Annotated in this window: 13 protein-coding genes and 1 pseudogene; 8 read left to right on the top strand and 6 right to left on the bottom strand. The window is 40.5% G+C overall.

Annotation, left to right across the window (positions count from 1 at the left end):
* Nucleotides 1-76: 76 nt before the first annotated feature.
* The 3 genes and pseudogenes from NSTCB13_RS23815 to NSTCB13_RS23805 all read left to right on the top strand — a co-directional run.
* Nucleotides 77-163 (top strand): annotated as a pseudogene (locus tag NSTCB13_RS23815) (alpha-amylase family glycosyl hydrolase); the annotation flags it as partial.
* Between the two features lie 54 nt (nt 164-217).
* The gene (locus NSTCB13_RS23810) at nt 218-1,306 is read left to right on the top strand and encodes an alpha-amylase family glycosyl hydrolase (RefSeq protein ID WP_448274032.1); all 1,089 of its coding nucleotides are present in this window, start codon (nt 218-220) and stop codon (nt 1,304-1,306) included.
* A gap of 331 nt (nt 1,307-1,637) precedes the next feature.
* Entirely contained in the window at nt 1,638-2,684 is a 1,047-nt protein-coding gene (locus tag NSTCB13_RS23805; RefSeq protein WP_322696019.1) for a cyanophycinase, read from the top strand.
* Nucleotides 2,685-2,815: 131 nt separating this feature from the next.
* Here NSTCB13_RS23805 and NSTCB13_RS23800 read toward each other — a convergent pair whose 3' ends face one another.
* Nucleotides 2,816-3,019, bottom strand: coding sequence for a hypothetical protein (locus NSTCB13_RS23800; RefSeq protein ID WP_448274031.1), 204 nt, complete (start codon nt 3,017-3,019; stop codon nt 2,816-2,818).
* Between the two features lie 275 nt (nt 3,020-3,294).
* A complete protein-coding gene (locus NSTCB13_RS23795; RefSeq protein WP_445630493.1) occupies nt 3,295-3,795 on the bottom strand; it encodes a hypothetical protein in 501 nt (166 codons plus the stop codon).
* Nucleotides 3,796-4,597: 802 nt separating this feature from the next.
* On the opposite strand from NSTCB13_RS23795, the gene NSTCB13_RS23790 reads away from it, so the two are divergent.
* Together NSTCB13_RS23790 and NSTCB13_RS23785 are read left to right on the top strand one after the other, a co-directional pair.
* Entirely contained in the window at nt 4,598-5,290 is a 693-nt protein-coding gene (locus NSTCB13_RS23790) for a phosphoribosyltransferase (RefSeq protein ID WP_448274030.1), read from the top strand.
* Nucleotides 5,291-5,637: 347 nt separating this feature from the next.
* On the top strand, nt 5,638-6,375 hold the full coding sequence (locus NSTCB13_RS23785) for an SDR family oxidoreductase (protein ID WP_448274029.1): 738 nt from the start codon (nt 5,638-5,640) through the stop codon (nt 6,373-6,375).
* 484 nt (nt 6,376-6,859) lie between these two features.
* On the opposite strand, the gene NSTCB13_RS23780 is transcribed toward NSTCB13_RS23785, so the two are convergent.
* Entirely contained in the window at nt 6,860-7,156 is a 297-nt protein-coding gene (locus NSTCB13_RS23780) for an ABC transporter substrate-binding protein (protein ID WP_448274028.1), read from the bottom strand.
* Between the two features lie 84 nt (nt 7,157-7,240).
* Between NSTCB13_RS23780 and NSTCB13_RS23775 the strand changes: the two genes are divergently transcribed.
* The 3 genes from NSTCB13_RS23775 to NSTCB13_RS23765 all read left to right on the top strand — a co-directional run bounded on the left by NSTCB13_RS23775 (nt 7,241) and on the right by NSTCB13_RS23765 (nt 13,243).
* Nucleotides 7,241-9,691, top strand: a complete 2,451-nt coding sequence (locus NSTCB13_RS23775; protein ID WP_448274027.1) for a hypothetical protein — start codon at nt 7,241-7,243, stop codon at nt 9,689-9,691.
* Between the two features lie 458 nt (nt 9,692-10,149).
* A complete protein-coding gene (gene glgP / locus NSTCB13_RS23770; protein WP_448274026.1) occupies nt 10,150-12,363 on the top strand; it encodes an alpha-glucan family phosphorylase in 2,214 nt (737 codons plus the stop codon).
* A gap of 103 nt (nt 12,364-12,466) precedes the next feature.
* Nucleotides 12,467-13,243 (top strand): Uma2 family endonuclease, encoded by a 777-nt coding sequence (locus NSTCB13_RS23765; protein ID WP_448274025.1) that lies wholly within the window; start codon nt 12,467-12,469, stop codon nt 13,241-13,243.
* 120 nt (nt 13,244-13,363) lie between these two features.
* Here NSTCB13_RS23765 and NSTCB13_RS23760 read toward each other — a convergent pair whose 3' ends face one another.
* From NSTCB13_RS23760 to glgB, 3 genes are all read right to left on the bottom strand, one after another.
* A complete protein-coding gene (locus NSTCB13_RS23760) occupies nt 13,364-15,505 on the bottom strand; it encodes a hypothetical protein (protein ID WP_448274024.1) in 2,142 nt (713 codons plus the stop codon).
* A gap of 534 nt (nt 15,506-16,039) precedes the next feature.
* Entirely contained in the window at nt 16,040-18,076 is a 2,037-nt protein-coding gene (gene ligA / locus NSTCB13_RS23755; protein WP_448274023.1) for an NAD-dependent DNA ligase LigA, read from the bottom strand.
* 652 nt (nt 18,077-18,728) lie between these two features.
* Nucleotides 18,729-21,020, bottom strand: coding sequence for a 1,4-alpha-glucan branching enzyme (gene glgB, locus NSTCB13_RS23750; RefSeq protein ID WP_448268034.1), 2,292 nt, complete (start codon nt 21,018-21,020; stop codon nt 18,729-18,731).
* Nucleotides 21,021-21,269: the final 249 nt, after the last annotated feature.

The following is a 21,269-nucleotide window of genomic DNA, read 5'->3' as shown; positions in this document are numbered from 1 at the left end:
ACTGTCTTTAAAGTATCCTACCTTTGCAATTATACTTGGCTAACCATCTTTAGATTTACTTTATAAACTTGGTAACAGAAAAGATTTACAGGCTTTAATTGATGCGGCACATCAAAACAACATTGCTGTAATTGTAGATGCCGTTTATGGTCACACTGGTGATAGTTTTCCCTACTCTTATGTTTACAGAAAACTAGGGTATCGTGATAATCCTTTTATGGGAAAATTTGCTAAAGATTTATTTGGCGAAAGTACAGACTATAATCGCAAGTTTACCCAAGACTTTTTCTATACAGTCAACTATCACTGGCTAGATGTTTATCATGTCGATGGTTTTCGCTATGACTGCGTACCCAATTACTGGGATGGTTCTACAGGAGTTGGTTACGCTAACTTAATTTTTAACACCTACAAAACAGTCAAAGAAAAGAGACAAGCTGGCGAGTATTGGCAGAGATTCTTTAACAATGACACAAACGATGACACGATCAATTTGATTCAGTGTGCTGAACAATTAGAAGGGCCAAAGGAAATTCTCGAACAAACTTATACCAACTCTACTTGGCAAAATGAAACTTTTGGTGCAGCTGAAAGTGTAGCTCATGGAAATAAAGGTGATTTAGCTAATCTTGGCTTTAAACTTGGTCTGGATGGCTATCCTTCAGAGATTACAAACAATGGTGACAAAATTGCTAAAACAGCACTGCAATATATAGAAAATCATGACCACCCCCGCTTTGTTTGTAACTTTGGTACGATCGCCCGCGATAATGATTTATTAAAAGAAGGTAATCGTGACTTATGGTATAAAGTCCAGCCTTACCTAATTGGGATTTTCACTGGTAAAGGGATTCCGCTACTGTGGCAAGGTCAGGAATTTGGTGAAAACTATTTCCTGCCAGAACAAGGTTTTGGTAGAGTGATGTTGCTTCGACCTGTACGATGGGATTATTTTTATGACCCCATTGGTAAGAGCGTACTTTCCTTAGTACGTAAGTTGATTAAACTGCGTAGTCAGCAACCGCAGTTTACCGAAGGCGACCATTTCTTTTACAACGATTATGACCGCTATCATTCCAAAAATGTGCTGCTATTCTCGCGTAAACATGGTAACAAGTTTAGCCTAGTAGCACTTAACTTTAGCGATCGCGATCGAGATGTACCCTTCTGGTTCCCAATTGCTGGCAATTATCAGGAAGAACTAAATGGTGAAAACAATTTAATCGGCGTTCCCAGTTATTCAGAATATTGGGTAACTATTCCCAGTAACTACGGAAGGATCTGGACAGTGACAACCAACACCTAATCTATTTTAGGTTTCATCTGGCCAGACTTAAACGCTACAAGCAATGTAGAGATTTTTGCACAGTAACGCAGAGAATTAGCGATCGCTCTGCGTTATTTTGCGTTAACAAACAGTACAAGACCTGTACGCTGGAAATTTTACCCGATCTAGTGCCACAGTTAAGCTAGTGCGCGTCTAAATTGCACATTTTTCGTTAAGACTGTCCTAAGTCAATTGGTTATTCACAACAACTGATAAATGACTAATGACAAAGGACAAATTTCACGAATAAATAAGCAATTAAAATACGTCACAGCCTAGCAATAATTGCAGTTTGCTCTACAAGTTTAGTATGACAAAGGCATTCCCAAGCATAGCAAGGCGCTTGAAAAGTACAGGAATCAAGTTGTTGAAGATGGGAACCTTCCTAATAACCCGTTTTATTGCAAGCTGGAAACGCTTCTTCCTGGGTGATACTGTTGATGTTCGCTCCTCCACTCCCTCCTTTGATGTCCGTCCCTCCTTAGCGGGCCCAGTCCTAAGTTTGGGTGGGGGAGGCCCCGATGTCGATGATGCTATCCAGTGGATGATTAACCAAGTTAGGGGAGGTAGTAACTCCAGCACTAAAGTTAATGTTGTAGTTCTCCGCACTAATGGTAATCACGATTACAATCGGCTAATTTATGCCATGAAGGGCGTAAATTTTGTGGAAACTCTTCTGGTTAGGGATAGACAAGAGGCAAACAAAGCTGAGATTTATGAAAAAATCCGAAATGCTGATGTAGTTTTCTTTGCTGGCGGGGATCAATGTCAATACATCCGCAACTGGAAAGATACCAAGCTTGAGGCTGCCGTTAAGTCAGTTTACCTTAAGGGAGGTGGAATTGGTGGCACTAGTGCAGGTGCAATGATCCAAAGTGATTGTGTCTATGATGCTTGCGCTTCTTCCGAAAAAGGCATTGAAACTAGAGACGCACTCGAAGATCCCTACCGAGACATTACTTTTACTTACAATTTTTTCAATTGGAGTAATTTGAAGGGAACTATCGTAGATACACATTTTGACAGGCGGGAAAGAATGGGTCGAATTATGACTTTCATTGCCCGTCAAATTAAGGATGGTGTATCTAGCAGTGTTTTAGGTATAGCGGTTAGTGAAAGTACATCGGTTCTTGTGGATAAAAACGGTTTGGTGAAAGTTATGGGTAGGGGTGCGGCATACTTTGTACTTGGCAATCATCTGCCAGAAGTATGCGAACCCCGAAAGCCTTTGACCTTTTCCAATTACAAAATTTGGAAAGTCCGCAGTGGCGACACCTTCAACTTAAGAAATAGACCAACTTCTGGATACTATCTCAGGAGTGTCAAAAGGGGACGGATTGATTCAAATCCCTATTGAGTGGGAGAGCTGATTCAGCTATTTCAAACAAGATTTGTGACGATGGTTAGCGAGAAAATTGTAAGTAAGGGTGACGATGAGATGAACATTGAAGCACTTAAATATTAGTAAAATAGTATTAGTAAAATAGTTCATTTTATCATCGGCACGCTGATAACAAAACAATCAATAAAACCTCTTACAAAAGTCTCTAACACCCCACCCTCAATACGGTTCGGATAAGCACTTTTCATATTTGTTGTGGTTTGGGAAAAGGGGAATGGGTTTGCGGGTAAAGGTTTGAATTCATCTTTTTCCTTTTCCCTTTTCTCTTTAACCGAACTGTATTGCCCCAAATCCTCCCCGATGTTTTGGGCAGGGGAGCGTTTTCCTTAGCAAATGCGGGGTAGAGTTCTTTATTTTTGATGCAAGATGTCTAATTTTTAATTGTTATAACCCTTAATTTTTACTATCTTCTAATTTTGAAAATAGCTTTCAGGAGCTTTTAGCTTACTTGGTCAGGAGGGTTAAATAAAAGTAATTTTAGAAAATAATTTGACAGAATCTGAGCTTCGGTTTTGCTCGGCTCAACTTAGCATATATAAGATTGTGAAAGCAATTTCGGGCAATATTAAGCGCTAATAGGTTGTTCAGATTCAATTAACTGATTATTCGGTACATCAAATCTAATAGTACTAGCTGCCCAGTCTTTGAAATCGGGTGCTAGCCAGACTAGCTTACGCAGAATTTCATCATTGACCCACAACACCAAGGGAAACTGAAACTGTTTCCGAAACTCATCTCGCATGATATTGGTACTAGTAATCAGTTGGTTAATTGCCACTACAGATTCTAAGCCTCGCACCATCAAAGCTTCGGGTTGAGTAGTACCAATTTCACTTTTAATAGCTGTGTATAATTTTTCGTCAGTAGGTGAGAGCAAAATTTCGTGGATATCTGCTGATGAAAATTCTGTTAGCAAATTCAGCACTTGCTCCTGCTTTTGAACACTGTTACAACAAGCTAATAACAGTGAAAACTGTCCACCAGAAACCATCATCGCCCTTGCCAGTCTCTTAGTAGCTGCTGTGCTGCTAACTGTGCCGTTTTCTGAATTGGTTAAGCCGATCATTAAAAACACCCTTCTTTTGATTTTCAAGCATATTCAGTAATTCTACCCTATTAATTTTTATTCAAAAGTGTTAATTGGGTAACTTTGATGACTTTTTTCTGTAATATTAAGCATTATATAACGAACAAGCAGATGGTGCATTATCTTATGTTCACAATTTAGAGATAATGTAAAGATAATATCAACACAAGGTCTGCAATAGGGGACATGCGAAGAATTAACAATTGCATTATCACTGGATTTTCATAGATTTTTGCATCTGCTAACAATTAAGTATTTTTTCAATTTATAGTAAAAAAGATACTCAGTAAAAGTCTAACAGTAAATGTTAGCAAGTGGCAAAACTTATAGCAGTTTTCAAATGCACCCCTACTTAAACATTAGGTTTTCCATATTACCCTTGTTTTGCGATCGCCCTATAACTTTGCTTCACGCTAACACCAGTTACCTACAGCAGTAAACCCCCCACAGTGAGAGTTAACCACGTCACAATCTCATTTCAACAAGCCATTTGGGGAAGGATATTGAGTGGGGAATAGTAAAATAGTCTCAACACAAGATGCAGAAATCTTGTGCATTAAAGCTAACTCATCCGTTTGATAGAACTGTAGATTGAAGATGTCGCTCCGTTAGTGGAGGACAGGAAATATTTAGCTTTCTAAGATCGATTTAGAACATCTGAACTATAACAACAAGTTTGGAATTTACTCAATTGCTCGATTTTTTGAAGTTGATAGCCTAATAACAAACGTATTGTAAATATTTATTTATTTTTTTGAAAACCAATTAGGAATATTACATCATGCTATTTAAAAATCGGAGGTTTGCGGGTCAAGTTTTGGCTAAAGAGTTAACTGCTTATGCTAACAACCCCAATGTTCTGGTATTAGGGCTACCAAGGGGTGGTGTACCCGTTGCTTTTGAAGTTGCCAAAACCTTAAATGCTCCTTTAGATGTTTTAGTGGTACGTAAATTGGGTGTGCCCGATCGAGAAGAACTAGCGATGGGAGCGATCGCTTCTGGTGGTGTGCGGATAGTCAATAAATATATTATTAACCTGGTGAAGATATCCGATGAAGTAATTGCCAGGGTAGCGCTACAAGAAGAACGGGAGTTAGAGCGGCGGGAACGCCTTTATCGCCAAAATCGCTCCTTAAAAGATTTGAAAGGACGTACAGTCATCTTGGTAGATGATGGTTTAGCAACGGGTGCAACGATGTGGGCTGCTGTGGTAACTGTGCGAAAACAGCAACCCGCTCAGATTGCGATTGCTGTGCCTGTGGCTGCACCTGAAACTTGCCAAGAGTTAGAAACTGAGGTTGACGAAATCGTTTGCATCTCCAGACCCAACCCTTTCCAGAGCGTTGGTCTTTGGTACGAAAGCTTTCCTCAAACGACCGATGAAGAAGTCTGTGACTTACTCGCAAAAGCGGCAAAGAACGGTGAAGAAAGGGAAAGGGGGAAAGGGGAAAGGGAAAGGGAACCAGTAACTTAAAAGCAGGGGTTTCAAATATGGACGCGGCTTACTTATCGCACTACGTGTCTTAAAAATCTTCTTTTTTTATTCTCCATATTTAAAAATAGGGGCTTCATAACCTGTTGGGGAAAAGAACATTAGTGTATTGCCTTTTCCCCTTCCCCTTTACCCTTTTCCCCAAACCCGATTCCGAGTTAAAAATGCTTTACCTGAGAAGTATTGTGGCGGTTCGGATTAGTGATGTTGGCGATCCAAAAACGTCGATCGAGTATACAAACTAGTTGATATGGTTAAATAATGCTGAGTTCATCTGAAACAGCACCCGATGTTTCACGAGCCATACTCAATAATCCCCAGGAATAAATATGTCTCTGATTGAAAACAAAGTGGTAATCATCACCGGAGCCAGCAGTGGGTTAGGCGAGGCAACTGCCAAGCGACTTGCTGCTAGTGGAGCCAAACTGATGCTGGCTGCCAGACGCGAAGATCGGCTCAAAGAATTGGTTGGAGCGATCGCTAAATCAGGAGGGACTGCAACCTATCAAGTAACGGATGTAGCAGATAGCGCCCAAGTGGAAGCTTTAGCCAAGGAAACTTTGAGTACATACAGCCGGATCGACGTGCTAATCAATAATGCCGGATTGATGCCGCTTTCTGCCCTCGACCAAGTAAAGGTAGAGGAGTGGGAGCGGATGATCGATATCAACATTAAAGGCGTTCTCTATGGAATTGCTGCCGTGTTGCCGATTATGCGTCAGCAAAAGTCTGGTCACGTCATTAACATATCATCAGTGGCCGGACATAAGGTGTTTCCGGGAGCAGCCGTCTACTGTGCCACCAAGTACGCAGTGCGGGCGATTTCTGAGGGGCTGCGGTTAGAGTCAAATGGTGAAATCCGTTCGACTAATATCTCACCAGGAGCCGTTGCCACCGAACTGGGTAACACGATTACTGATAAAGACGCAGCAGCGGGAATTAACCAACTTTATGAAATCGCCATTGATGCAGATGCCATTGCCCGTGCGATCGCATACGCCATTGAGCAACCCAGTGATGTTGATGTGAATGAAATCATCATCCGTCCGACACGTCAAGAACTTTAAATTTAGGCTTACAGAGCAAGCATTCGGCTCAGATAGCCAGATGATATCTTGAACGCGCGAGTGAGTATACAATCTGACTAAAAAAAACTCTGTGTACCTCTGCGCTTTCTTTCTTTAGCGTCGCTTTGCGTTTAAAAACGTAACTAGACTTCTTGGCATTTGTAGGGGAATTGGGTTTGGGGTAAAGGGGAAAGGAATGGAATTTCCTTTTACCCTTTAACATACACCCTTTTTCCAACCGGAAAGCAAAAGTCACTTTTGCAAAAGGTCTACTATTTTAGGCAAAGCTGTATAAATTGTCAGTGTCAGATTAATAAGTCCAGTTTTGCTTAGTCTGTAAACTGTAGTAGCGTGGCAAGCAAAAAAATTGTGCATTAACAAAGTCTTGTGGGATGGGCGTCTCGCCCGTCCGGTGCGGGCAAGATGCCCACACCACAAAAAAATTTATTGCAACAATTTAGCCTTGCCACGCCAGTAAGCTTTATCACTTATGCTTTCTAAATCTGTAATGGGCAAGAGTAGCTGTGCAGAAAACCCAAATCACCCAAGCATGGATTTCACCTCGGCAAAATCGGGGCAGCGCCTTCGATTGTGTCAAATAAACTGGTTCAATGCCACTAAAATCGAGTCCGACTTTTGCTTGCGATCGCACAAGCACATAATAAGGGCTTGAGCCTTTGTCAAAAGCGAGCTTTTTACCCTTTAGGTCGGTCAGCGTCTGAATCGGCGAATCTTCCGCTACTAGAATCTCTTGACCTTTGGAAGCGGTATAGGTCTTCACTATACATATTTATTTTGGTATTAATAAAACGTCGATACATGACAGATATATAATTGTTTCAACTTGGTTTTTGAGTAAATTAATATGAGTAATTTTGACCATTCTCAGCATCGAAAAGATTATCTGATTTTATTAGTAATTTGGGTAATAGCATTAGCTATAGATAGAGCTTGGTTTTTCATAGATGAATCGATTCCAGCCTACGATCAAAGCGCACATTTAGCTACAGCATTACGTCATTATGAAATTTTTCAAAACTTCAATATCTTTTCAGGAGATTGGTGGTTATCTCTGTGGCAATTAACTCCGAGTTATCGCGCTCCTTTTGTATATATTTGCACTGTTCCATTTTTGATGTTGTTTGGCCGTGGATATGACCAAGCAGGTTTGGTCAACTTATTGTATACTGCGATGATTATAGTTTCAGTATATCATTTAGGTAATTTTTTATTTAACAATCGAAAAATTAGCATAACTGCCAGTATATTTTGTGTATTATTTCCTATTTTAGGAATTAATCGGACAGATTATTTATTAGATTATGGTTTGACAGCAATTGTTATTGTAACTTTTACAGTCCTGACAATTTGGAAAGATAGTTATATTGGGTTTTTATCATGGGGGTTAACTATCCTTTTGGGCGTTGGAATAGGTTTACTTTTGTTGGCTAAACCTACAGGTTTTATTTTTATTTTAGTTCCTACTCTTTGGGTATTAATTAGTTTTATTAGAAAACGTAGATTTATCAAACTAATTCAAGCTTGCTTATCTTTGATAATAGCTTGGTTAATTTGTAGTTTTTGGTATGGCTTAAATTGGTTAACAATTATTACATCGGCATTAAATGCTAACCAAGTTGGAAAAAGGGAGGGCGATCCTTCTCCCACAACTATTGCTGGATGGCTATACTATCCACAAATGATTCCAGAAAGCGTTGGTTTACCAATATTATGTGCGAGTATTGGCATTTTATTGGTTTATCTGATTAAATATAAATTTACTACTAATTCAATTTCAACGAATCTCCATAAATCGGCTCGAATTTGGTTATTAGTTACCTTAGTAAGTAGCTATATAATTTGTTCTTTGGGCACAAATAAAGACATTAGATTTATTCTGCCATGCTTTCCAATAATTAGTTTAATATTGGCGGATTTATTTAATTTAATTGAGAATAGATATTTTGATAGGCTGAAATTAGCCACTTTAGTATTAAGTTGCATAGTTTTATTAAACAATTTGTTTCCATTGCCCTTAATTCAAGCATGGGGTGGTAGACATTTACCTAATAATGATGCTAAAGAATATCCTTTAGAAAAACTAATACAAAAAATAACCGAAACTAATTTATATTTAAGGTCGAATTTAGGGGTAATTCCTGTTTCTACACCACAGATAAATGAGTATAGTTTAAATTATTTTGGGGCATTAGCAGATTTTCGCGTATCTGGTAGAAAATTAACAACTAAATTATCTCAAATAGAGCAAGATTTACAATATTTTTGTTGGTATATTACTAGGGATAATGAACCATATAGACCTGGAGAAAGTGGAGAGACTAAAAGGAAATTAAAATCTTTAGTCGAATCTTCTACTGATTTGAAATTACAGGGTGATTGGATATTACCTCATGGAGATAAGATGCGATTATATAGTTGCAAAAATCCTCCTGTAACTGTTGAAAAAATCAATAATAGCGAGTCTGCAATTAGTTTAGAAAAAGTGGCGGTCTCTCAGCAATTAATTTTAGATAAAAACAACCCTGTAAATTATGAAATAACAGGTTCGTGGAATGATTTGCAAAATGGTATATTACTGTTAAAATGGCAAAATGCTCAATCATCCTGGTATCACGATCATGCCATTGGTTTAGGTAATTTATACTGTGGGATCAAATGTCATCCTGAAGGAACTTTCCGAGTGAAAGAAGCTTTAGCTACATTTATTCCGAAAACACTACCACTAGGAAAATATCAGCTATCAGCGCTCTATTTAGATAGAAGAAACAACAAAACCACATCTTTAAATATTCCAGATATTACTGTAAATGTGACAGATATAGGAACAGTAGAAAAATCGCCAGCTTTAGATTTAGTTACCCGAACTTCACAGCTAGCACAAGAGTTACAACAGGGTAAATTAAATAATATCTTTGCGCAGATAGGTCATTTCAATCAATACGATCCCACTCAGGATTATTTAAAACAAATTGATTTTGCTGCTAATTATTATCTGCAAACAGAGCCAAATAATTTAAATTGGCGTTACACTTTAGTCTTATCACAACTTTTACAGCGCCAAGTCCCAGAATTAATCCAAAATTTAAAAGAATTAACTAAATATGATGCTCAAAATCCTTACACATGGATTTATTTAGCTTTTGTTTATTTATATAATTTTCAACCTACACAAGCTGAACCAAAATTAGCGATCGCAGAACAATTAAAACCAGATATACCAGAATTAAAAACTTTAAAAACCGTAACAAATGTTATGAAATTTTTGCCACTACAACGGTTTGCTACCAAGGAATAAAAGAAATTCAGATAAAAAGCATTATTAGGATGCAAGTAGCTGTAGTTAAAAATTGACTATTATCAAGACATATAAATAACTTTAGTTGCTGATTGTAAAAATGTAAATAAATATTTACAATACAATAAAAAAAGTAAAATAATGTCAACGAATTTGATAGAAAAAACATATTAAATCTGTCCAAAAGTAGAGATAATTTTTAGAAGACGAAAACAATACAAACCATTTACTTGGATAAGGTTTGATGTCGAGAAACTGTTCCAACTTCAGGGGAGAATTCAGCACGTGAAGGCTCCGGTGTTATAAACCTGAAGAGTAAATAAAAGGGACTGGGCATGGAAAAGAGGCATCGGGGCAGGGTGCAAAAGGGAAAATTCTCCCTTGCTCCCTGCTCCCTTGCTTCTTCCCCAGTTCCCGATACATAGAGAAAAAGTTAAGCGCGAGGACATAGATTTAGTATGGCTAATAGCAGTGCAATCACCGCAGCACGACACTTGAGTGAAAAGTTACCTTCACCGCTCAAACGTTTAGCAGATTTGGCTTATAACTATTGGTGGAGTTGGAGTGGCGATCGCATCTCCCTATTCCAAAGCATCGATCCCCAAGAATGGGAACGCTGTGGGCATAATCCAGTCGCAATTTTAGAGTCGGCAACTTATGAGCGTTTGACGCAATTAGCAGAAGACCCATTTTATCTAAAGCAGATATCCGCCCTCGCGCGTGAGTTTGACCAATACATTAACCAGCAAGATACCTGGGTTAGTCGAGTTGCACCGCAAGTATCCAAACAGCATCCTATTGCTTACTTTTGCGCCGAATTTGGCATCCATGAATCTCTACCCGTCTACTCTGGTGGCTTAGGAATTCTCGCCGGGGATCACTTGAAATCATCATCAGATTTGGGTGTGCCGTTGGTTGGTGTTGGCTTGTTGTACCGCCAAGGTTATTTTCGGCAACGCTTGAACCGCCAAGGTTGGCAAGAAGATTATTATATTGACAACCCCTTTGGCCACATGCCCCTAGAGTTAATTAAAAATGAGCAAGGGGAATCGCTGACTATCGAGTTACAAGTTCGCCAACGAGTTGTAAAAGTGCAAATCTGGCGAGTGCAAGTTGGGCGAGTCACCTTATATTTATTAGATAGCGATCGCCACGATAACGATCCCATTGACCGTTGGTTGACGGGACACTTATACGGCGGTAACTTGGAAACCCGCATCGCCCAAGAAGTCGTTTTGGGAATTGGTGGTGTTCGCGCCCTACACGCCTTGGGAATTGAACCTTCTGTCTATCACCTCAATGAAGGACACGCTGCATTCTGCACCTTAGAAGTTGCGCGGGTAGAAATTGAGCGGACTGGTAAATCGTTCTACGACATCGAAGCCAAGGTACGGAACAGTTGTGTATTTACCACTCATACCCCCGTTCCTGCTGGTCATGATGTCTTCTCACCCGATTTAATCGATTCCTTCTTTGCCAGCTATTGGCCGCAATTGCGACTTTCTCGCGAACAATTTTTAGCATTGGGTGCAAGGCGATTGGGCGATCCTTGGGAACCCTTTGGGATGACCGTTTTAGCATTGCGGATGTCGCGTGCTTGTAATGGCGTAAGTGAATTGCACGGTCAAGTTTCCCGTAAAATGTGGACAGTTCTCTATCCGCAGCGATCCGAAGATAAAGTACCAATTGGTTACATTACCAATGGCGTTCATGCACCCACTTGGACTGCACCCTTGTTAGGTGACTTATATGAGGAATATTTGGGAGAAGATTGGAAAACTCGCGCCGTCGATCCCAAGATGTGGGCTAAAGTTGACGAGATTCCCGATGAGGAATTGTGGTCGCGGCATCTCATTCTCAAAGAAAGATTGATTGCCTTCACCCGTTATAAGGTAAAGAAATCACGGGAGTTGCGTGGCGAAAATTATGAACTCATTCAAGCAACAGAAAAATTACTCGATCCCAATGTCTTGACCATTGGATTTGCCAGACGCTTCAGCCCTTATAAACGCGGGGATCTGATTTTGCGCGATGCCCAACGCGCACTGAAGATTTTTGGTAATGCTCAACGTCCAGTACAAATTATCTTTGCAGGTAAAGCGCATCCAGCCGATGAAGAAGGTAAGCGGATTATCCAACGCTTGATGGAGTGGTGTCACAATTCTGGGATTATCAACCGAGTTGCCTTTATTGAAGATTACGACATTTACACTGGTCAAAAATTGGTGCAAGGTGTGGACGTTTGGTTAAATAATCCCCGTCGTCCTTTGGAAGCATCTGGTACAAGTGGACAAAAAGTCTGCTTCAACGGCGGTCTTAATTGCAGCGTTTTAGATGGCTGGTGGTGCGAAGGCTACCAAACAGGGCCCGATGGTAAAGGAATTAACGGTTGGGCAATTGGTGAAGATGCTCATACTAGCGATCAAGAATTGCAAGATGGGATTGATTCGCGATCGCTTTATCAGCTATTAGAAGAAGAAATCGTTCCTCTATACTATGACCAAGATGCTCAAGGCATTCCCCATCGTTGGGTGCAAATGATGAAAACGTCCATTAAGACGAATGCGCCGTTATTCAACACCGACAGGATGATTGCCGACTACGTTTCACAGGTGTATGTGCCAGAGATTTCTAAGAGTGTGGAACCGATTTTAGCTAAAGTACTGCTTTAGAGCATTTTTACTTTCCTGGTTAAATAGGGGGCGGGTTTTCTGCCCCTTTTTTTGCTCCTAGTATCGCTTGCGATAAGATCGAGAATAAATTCATGCTGTGTTTATGGCAACCCAACTCAGCCAAGCCAAATCACCAACAGAACTGGTAATCTCTTGGGAAGCCTTGCCCAAAGATTTTCAATTAGAGGATGAACCAGTGGAGAATACCGGTCAGCCACTTCTGGCTGGTGCTTTGCGTGAAAGCCTAGAAATCAGTGGATTCATCCAATCCCAGATGTTGATAGCTTCAAACTTTGGTCTTTGTGCGACAGTCAACGAGCAATTTATTGCCAAAGCACCAGACTGGGTTTATGTGCCATCGGTTAATCAAGTGGTGGCTAACCGCAAAAGTTATACACCCAATTTAGAAGGAGATATTCCGGCGATCGCGATCGAATTTTTATCCGATACTGACGGTGGAGAATATTCGGTCAAGCGAACTTATCCACCAGGAAAATGGTTTTTCTACGAGCAAATTTTGCAAATTCCCATCTACATAATTTTTGAACCTGATGGCGGTTTATTAGAATATTATCAACTGGAAAATAAACGCTATGAGTTAAAGCAACCTGACGAAAATGATCGTCATTGGATTGATGTAATGAGCTTATTTTTGGGAACTTGGCAAGGAACAAAAGAAGCGCGAACTGGTTATTGGTTGCGCTGGTGGGATCGAGATGGTAATTTATTACCGTGGGCTGTAGAACAGATTGAACAAGAACGCCAACGCGCAGAACAAGAACGCCAACGCGCAGAACAAGAACGCCAGCAAAAAGAACGACTAATTGCTTACTTACAATCTCAAGGTATTGACCCGAATAACTTGCCCCCGTTTGAGTAGAGGCAATTTCAAAGTCCCTCTCCCAAGCTTGGGAGAGAGATTTAGGGTCGGAAATCTGCGGCTTATAAATCGAAGAGGATTATTACAGAAATTCTAAATCATTTTATGAATTAATACTCATCACTCTGGAAATATCTTTTTTAGTTCAGAAATAATATCAGAGTGGCTTGTTTTCCATTCTTCCCATGCATTTTGAATAGCTTCTTTTTGTTCTTGAGTTAATTGCCAAGAAAGTGGAGGATTAATTTTACCACGAGGGAATTTAATGGGAATATGCATAATTTGTATTCCTTTTTGGCAAGATTTATCTTTTAAAAATTGCTGCACTTTTTCCGGCTCATCATGCTTGTAGCCGCATTTATACTTGTCTGTCAAAAGTTCTATATTTAATGTATTGCCTTCGTTTTGTGTATCACTACGAACATTTAATAAAGCGAGCAATGAACCAATAACTTCCATCTGCCATCCCGGAGCGCCTTTTTCTTTTTGGGGATTCTCATCATCAGGAAAAGCATTTATTTGGATTAAAACAACTTTTTTAATTTGGGAAGATTGCTCAGATTCTAATAGTTGATTCAGTAAATCTATGGTAGTACCAATACCAAAGTTGTCAAAGTAACCACCATCACCTATATGATAATTCCATCTAGTGTCTTGACTAGGACGACACACAGGAGATACATAAGGAAAAGTGGCAGATAATCTAGCGGCTGTCGTCACATCAATATCATATTCTGGATAAAGGGTATTAAAATCTATAGATTTGCAATCCTTGTGCGGACTAAAAGTCATTGGACTAACTAAAAAACGCCGTCCATCTTCAACTAAAGTTGCATTAAAAATGGGAATAGGAATAATTCCTTGGTCAATTTTGTCACTCCAGCTACCTAAACTTGCATTGGGATTTTTCATTTCCCCTTTCCAATCTATTTCGATAGCAGTACCACGGTCTTGCTCAGTTGTAGTATCTTTCTCTTTTGGTACGACAAAAGGTAAACCAACAAAACGAAGTAAATCTGGATAAGCAAATCCCCAGCCTGTAGCATCCAAACTATCTTCTGTAGCGCTTTGAAAAATCTGTTTTAATTGATTTTCTTCTGGATAACCCCGATCTCCAAATCTATCCAAATAAAACATTGTTCCGACAGAACCACCAGAAACTGAGCTTATCCAACCAATAGCTTTGGTAAATTTAGATCCAAGTTCTTGCTGTAAACCAGTCAAAACTTTAGCTGTCCATCCAGATGCTTGAATACCTCCACCACTAGCACAAACTACTACTAAAGTTTTATCTTCAGTTTGTTGATTTTTTAGACGTTGAGAGATAACATTTATCCACTTTTCTTTTGCTGGTTTTAGCCAGTTATTTTTTGAGTATATTTTGTAAAAATGGTCTACCTGAAAAATAGCATAAGAACCAGATGAAATTGCTAAAAATAATAGCAATGTAGGTATGCGAGACACATCAATAAAGTAAGAAATTCCTCCTATCCACACTACAATAACTGACAAAATGAGAGTAATATAAAAAAGAGCAGGAGCTTCAAACCTATTACTAATTGGGCGAGGTTTCAAGATAAAATAACCTAACCCATAAACAATTAATAGAAAAACTGAAAATACGGTGATTGCAGCAATCCCGTAAGATAAATTACCATCTACATCTACATAACCCCTTTGTATTCTTTCTGGTAAAAAATAAATTATTTTCAATAAAACCTGTTTTAAAAACTGATTATGTTCAAAAAAATACTTGTTAAAGTAATTGGTTATTAACAATAAAGCTCCTGCAATGATGCCAAATATAATTCCCCAACCTTCCCAGCTACGATCTGCTTCTTGTATTTCTTTTTTAGAAAGCTGAGTTGCCTTGATGGCAATTGGAAGACTTAAGATAATAGCGATTAAATATTGGAGAAATACTGGAATTACTTGCTGCTTAGGTACATCAAAACGAAGATGGGAATTATACAAGATGATATCGAAAACTTGGATCGTAGCGAGTCCTGCTAAAACTGCACCTCCAATAACTACAACTAACTGATTATTAGCGCGCAGTACAAATAAGTTTTTTAACATTGCTGATAAACCAGGATTCACTGAAATTGTTGGCAAGAATAACAGCAATAAACCAACAATTATAGGTACTCGCAAAAAGAAAATATATTGCAATACACTGTAAAAGTTTTGTAGCATTAAACTCAGGAATGCTAGTCCCAACCACAAGACAATGCCGTTAAAAACCTGTTGTCTTTTGTTCATAACAAATCTCTGTAAATATACAAAAATTTAATTGTTTTTGTTCATATTGGCTTATATCTTGCACCCAGCTTTCAGATAAATGAGATTGAAGAATTCAGGAGTAACAATTTAGGAGCAAAGCCGGAGACGCTCCGCCTTTGCTCACTCCGCTGAGAATCAAGACGCTTGTAGACTCCCTCTAGAAGCAAGATATAAGCTAATAAAGTTTGATACACAAGAAGATATCAAAATTCCGCAAAAGGGATTATGAAGTTATATTTATACCAATTCTCTAAAATCTGGCAACAGATTCAAACCCCGAAACCCAGATCGTACCTGACTTTCTTAATTACGAATTGGTATTAGTTAAGTATTAAAAAGTGCTAAATATATATTGATACCAGAGTCTAAAAAATATAAAACATAAGCAGATTTTATCACCCAAGGAAATAATACAGGTTGGAGCGATTATACTTTTGGGCTAATCGATAAGTATGAGTTAATTGCCTGGATTCATTCACGAAATATATAGCTTTCCAGGCTATTTACCTGATTTTAATCTTCAAGCATTTCCAACAATTGCGTCTCACTTAACTGCGTAATTCCCAAGGAAATTGCTTTGTCTAACTTGGAACCGGCATCTTCTCCTAACACTAAATAATCGGTTTTTTTACTCACTGAATCAGTTACTTTTCCCCCAGCTTTTTGAATCAAAGCCTTCGCTTCATCTCGCTTCAAGGTTGGCAATGTACCTGTAATTACAAAAGTTTTACCTGCAAATTTTTGATTACCATCCCCAACTATTTTTGTTTCCTCGGTGGCAGTTAATTGCAATCCTTCTGCTTGCAAGCGTTCTATCAACCTTTGGTTAGCATCAATCCGAAACCACTGGTACACAGATTGAGCAATTTCAGCACCAATACCATAAATGCCTTCAATATCTGATTGCTTTGCTGCTGCTAACTGCTCTACAGTAAAATATTTCTGAGTCAACAATTGAGCGTTGACACTGCCAACATGACGGATGCCTAAACCATACAATACCCTTGACCAAGGTTGATTTTTTGACTGAGCGATCGCATCCACTAATTTCTCTGCCGACTTTTTCCCCATCCTTTCCAATGCAGATAACTTCTCTGCTGTCAACTCATATAAATCGGCAACACAATCCACCAAACCTTTATCAACGAGTTGATATACCAGCTTTTCGCCCATGCCTTTAATATCCAAGGCATCACGACTTACCCAATGTTCAATGGAACCTTTAAGAATCGCCGCACAGGAAGCATTGACGCATCGAGTCACCGCCTCACCGGATTCTCGCACCACTAATTGACCGCAGACTGGACAATGGGTGGGCATAACGAAAGGTTCGGTGTCAGCAGGACGGAGTTCTTTGATTACCCTCAGCACTTCTGGAATGATTTCCCCAGCTTTGCGGACAATCACAGTATCGCCAATGCGGATATCTAATTGAGCAATGCGATCGCTATTATGTAAAGTGGCGCGGGAAACTGTTGTTCCCGCCAGTTGCACCGGGCGCATCTCTGCTAATGGCGTTAATGCCCCTGTTCGTCCCACATTTACAGCAATATTTTCTACACGGGTAGGTGCTTCTTCGGCGGGATACTTTAAGGCTACTGCCCATCGGGGAAATTTTTGCGTAAATCCTAGCTGTTCCTGAAGTTTAAAAGAATTCAGCTTTACTACTACCCCATCAGTCATGTAAGGTAAATTCAGCCGTTCCGTATCCCAGTATTCGTAATATTTTGCCACTTCTGCGATCGAAGCACAGAGTTTGTGTTTGGGGTTGACTCGAAAACCCATCTTTTCCAACAACTCCAACGCTTCCCATTGGGTATTAGCAATACTGGTATCATCCCTACCAGGAATGTGCAAGGTGTAGCCAAAGAAATCTAAGCGCCGTTTAGCCACTATGCGGGGATCTAATTGCCTGAGTGTACCAGCTGCGGCATTGCGGGGATTGGCAAATAATTGCTCGCTGGCTTTTTGCCTTTCTTCGTTGATTTGTTTAAATACTTCCAACGGCAAAAACGCCTCGCCTCGCACTTCCACCCTTTCGAGAATTTCTAACCCTTCAAAATTCAAACGTAAAGGAATAGAGCGAATTGTCCGTACATTTTGGGTAATATCTTCACCCGTTACCCCATCACCCCTAGTTGTCCCTCTAACTAGAATGCCATTTTGGTAAGTTAGAGCCAAAGCAGAACCATCAATTTTCAGTTCGCTGACATATTCCACTGAATCTATTTTCGGTACTTGTCGCCGCCAACGCTGATCCCATGCTTGCAACTCATCAATATTGAATGCATTCTCCAGACTATACAAGGGGATATTGTGCCGCACCGAGGTAAACTGTGTTGCCGGTCTCTCACCTACGCGCTGAGTCGGACTATCGGGTGCTGTCAATTCTGGATATTGAGTTTCTAGTTGCTGCAATTCTCGATATAGCTGGTCATAGATTGCATCCTCCATGATTGGAGCATCTAGGACGTAATAAGCATAGCTTGCTTGTTGCAATAACTGGCGCAATTCTTCTGTGCGCTTTACTTCCGGCTTAATCTGTGTCATAAAATTATAAAATATCTAAGACAAGGCTAACAAATCATACATTTGTACTATACAAAATTTTGGCTTTTGAGCCATATCCCCCGCTACCTAATACTTGCATAGGGCGATCGCATCGCAAACTTCAGTACTAAGCTTCCCCTGAGTACTAAGTATAATTTTACGGGTAAAAAATTTAGAGCGATCGCGAGTCAATAAATCGCTATATAAAAGAATGTAGAGACATAGCAATGCTACGGCTCTACAAAGGTAATAACGCATATTTAATTTCACAGAGTCCATTAGAAAACTGGGTTGAGTAGCTGTAAATAGGCGAAATTATCTTTAGGATGGGACATCACCAAACCTCTTGCAAAAGTTACTTTTGCAAGAGGGGGGAAAAGGGTTTTTATGAGCCGCTTTCCCCTGGTTGGTGAGCTTGTCGAACCATACCCCAAACCCAATTCCCCACAAATGCCAAGAAGTCTACCCAATACGGTTCGGATAAGCATTTTTCACAATCGAGTGTGGTCTGGGGAATGGGTTTGGAGGTATTGGGTAAAGGATGTATTCAAAACCAATACCTTTTCCCTTTTCCCTCGCCCCTTATCCCCAGAGGGGACCCCCACCTTCCCCTTTAACCGAAGCGTATTGGGGCAGCACCCACCCCACATTTTTATCCAATTACCTCAGCAGTCTTCTTCTTATCCAACTTGAGAATCAACACACCCAAAGGTGGTAAACACAAATCCAGAGAATAAGGACGACTGTGCAAAGACCAATCATCTGTCCATTTACCACCTAAGTTGCCCATATTGCTGCCGCCATACTGACGCGCATCACTATTGAACAACTCCGTATAAAATCCCTTTTGCGGTACACCGATGCGGTAGTGAGAATGGGGTTGCGGTGTAAAATTGCAAACTACGATCGCAAAATCATCAGAATCCTTGTCACGACGCATGAAGGCAACTACACTATGGCGGTTATCGCTACAGTCAATCCACTCAAACCCCGGTTGGGCAAAATCCTGGGTGTACAATACTGGTTCCGAACGGTAGAGATGGTTCAATTCCCGGAAAAACGTTCTTAACTGTTGGTGGGCTTCATGCTGTAATAAATGCCACTCCAAATCATTCCAATCATTCCACTCACTCCACTGCCCAAACTCCATGCTCATAAACATGGTTTTCTTGCCTGGGTGAGCAAACATATAGCTAAATAAACAACGCACATTAGCTAACTTCTGCCATGTATCTCCTGGCATTTTACCGATGATATTGCTCTTGCCATGCACCACTTCATCGTGGGACAGAGCCAGCATGAAGTTTTCGCTGTGGTTGTACCACATACTAAAGGTGATGTTATTTTGGTGGAACTGGCGGAACCACGGGTCCATGCTGAAGTAATCCAGCATATCGTGCATCCAGCCCATATTCCACTTCAAGTTAAAGCCCAGTCCGCCTGTATAGGTTGGCCAAGATACCATTGGCCAAGAAGTGGATTCTTCCGCAATTGAGAGAATACCGGGAAAATAGCTAAAGATAATGTGATTTACCTGACGCAGAAAATCTGCTGCTTCTAGGTTTTCTCTGCCACCGTACTGGTTGGGCAGCCATTCTCCTGGTTCGCGGCAATAGTCGTTGTAGAGCATTGAGGCAACAGCATCAACACGAATCCCGTCAATGTGGTACTTGTCGAACCAGAAGAGGGCATTTGCGGCGAGGAAATTACTAACTTCATGGCGACCGTAGTTAAACACCAAAGTACCCCATCCTTTATGTTCGCCTTTACGGGGGTCAGCGTGTTCGTACAGGTGGCTACCATCAAAGAAAGCTAAACCATGTCCATCTTTGGGGAAGTGACCGGGAACCCAATCTACAATTACCCCTATATCATTTTCGTGACATTTGTCAATGAAATACATGAAATCTTCGGGTCTGCCAAAACGCGAGGTAGGGGCATAGTACCCAGTTACTTGATAACCCCAAGAACCATCAAAGGGATGCTCCGCAATGGGCAGCATTTCTATGTGGGTGTATCCTAATTCTTTGACATAAGGAATGAGTCGGTCAGCCAGTTCCCGATAGGTAAGAAAACGTGCGCCCGGTTTTAATCCAGAAACGACAACTACTGGTTCAGTTTCACCATTGGGAAGTTTCGCTGGTTCTGCACTCGAAGCGTGTAACCAAGAGCCTAAATGTACTTCGTAGACTGAGATGGGCTGAGTTAGCGGGTCAGTACGACGCCGCTTTTCCATCCAGTTTTCATCACTCCAACTATAAGCATCTAAATCAGTGACAATGGATGCTGTTTTCGGGCGAACTTCTTGCTGGAAACCGTAGGGATCGGATTTTTCGTAAATGTGTCCTTCAAAATTTTTGATTTCATATTTGTAAGACTCTCCTACACCAATTTCAGGAATAAACAATTCCCAAACCCCGGTGGGGCCTTTACGCATCTGGTGTTTACGTCCATCCCAAAGGTTGAAGTCTCCCAACAATGAAACGTTGCGAGCGTTAGGCGCCCAAACTGCAAAATAAACGCCTTTAACGCCGCCTATTTCTGTAGGGTGCGCTCCCAGCTTTTCGTATATCCGGTGATGGTTGCCTTCACTAAACAAATGCAGGTCAAAATCTGTCAAGTTGGGAGAACGGAAAGCGTAAGGGTCATAGGTGACACGCTCATGTTCCCCTTCTTTAATCCGTAACTGGTAGTTTGCCAGTTCTGGAGTGTCAATCGTGCATTCAAAAAAGTGGGGATGATGCACTGGTTGCATTGGGTATTCCTTGCGTTGTTCGGGAAGAACCACCCATGCTGCACTTGCATTTGGTAGGTAGGCCCGTACAGCCCAGACAGTTTTGCCGTCTTGCTGTATAGGATGAGAACCTAGTATTTCAAAGGGATCGTTATGCTGATTCCAAACGATGCTGTTAACCTGCTCAGGGGCGATCGTGGTCATGGACATGAAGCTACCTAAGTGAAATAACGTGATTGACTAAATCTACTTTTTTAATATCTATATATATTCTTTACATTTATTTGCAATTTTGTCGCCACCGTTATCCTACATCAGAATGGAGTATTGAGCATGAGGCGTTGGGTATAGGGCATAGGGTATGGGGGATGAGGAAGCAGGTGGTCACTGAGCGTAGCCGAAGTGGGGGGACAGGATCGGAGGAACGGGGGAGAATAACTCTTGACAAATGACTAATGA

It is taken from the genome of Nostoc sp. DSM 114160, assembly GCF_053470305.1.
This window is presented reverse-complemented; position numbering and strand designations above follow the sequence as displayed.

Excerpts from the sequence above, each read along its gene's own strand:
- NSTCB13_RS23805 (WP_322696019.1), top strand. The coding sequence starts at position 1,638 with ATGACAAAGGCATTCCCAAGCATAGCAAGGCGCTTGAAAAGTACAGGA.
- glgP (WP_448274026.1), top strand. The coding sequence starts at position 10,150 with ATGGCTAATAGCAGTGCAATCACCGCAGCACGACACTTGAGTGAAAAG.
- NSTCB13_RS23810 (WP_448274032.1), top strand. The coding sequence starts at position 218 with ATGGGAAAATTTGCTAAAGATTTATTTGGCGAAAGTACAGACTATAAT.
- NSTCB13_RS23765 (WP_448274025.1), top strand. The coding sequence starts at position 12,467 with ATGGCAACCCAACTCAGCCAAGCCAAATCACCAACAGAACTGGTAATC.
- NSTCB13_RS23785 (WP_448274029.1), top strand. The coding sequence starts at position 5,638 with ATGTCTCTGATTGAAAACAAAGTGGTAATCATCACCGGAGCCAGCAGT.
- NSTCB13_RS23760 (WP_448274024.1), bottom strand. The coding sequence starts at position 15,505 with ATGAACAAAAGACAACAGGTTTTTAACGGCATTGTCTTGTGGTTGGGA.
- ligA (WP_448274023.1), bottom strand. The coding sequence starts at position 18,076 with ATGACACAGATTAAGCCGGAAGTAAAGCGCACAGAAGAATTGCGCCAG.
- glgB (WP_448268034.1), bottom strand. The coding sequence starts at position 21,020 with ATGTCCATGACCACGATCGCCCCTGAGCAGGTTAACAGCATCGTTTGG.
- NSTCB13_RS23790 (WP_448274030.1), top strand. The coding sequence starts at position 4,598 with ATGCTATTTAAAAATCGGAGGTTTGCGGGTCAAGTTTTGGCTAAAGAG.
- NSTCB13_RS23795 (WP_445630493.1), bottom strand. The coding sequence starts at position 3,795 with ATGATCGGCTTAACCAATTCAGAAAACGGCACAGTTAGCAGCACAGCA.
- NSTCB13_RS23775 (WP_448274027.1), top strand. The coding sequence starts at position 7,241 with ATGAGTAATTTTGACCATTCTCAGCATCGAAAAGATTATCTGATTTTA.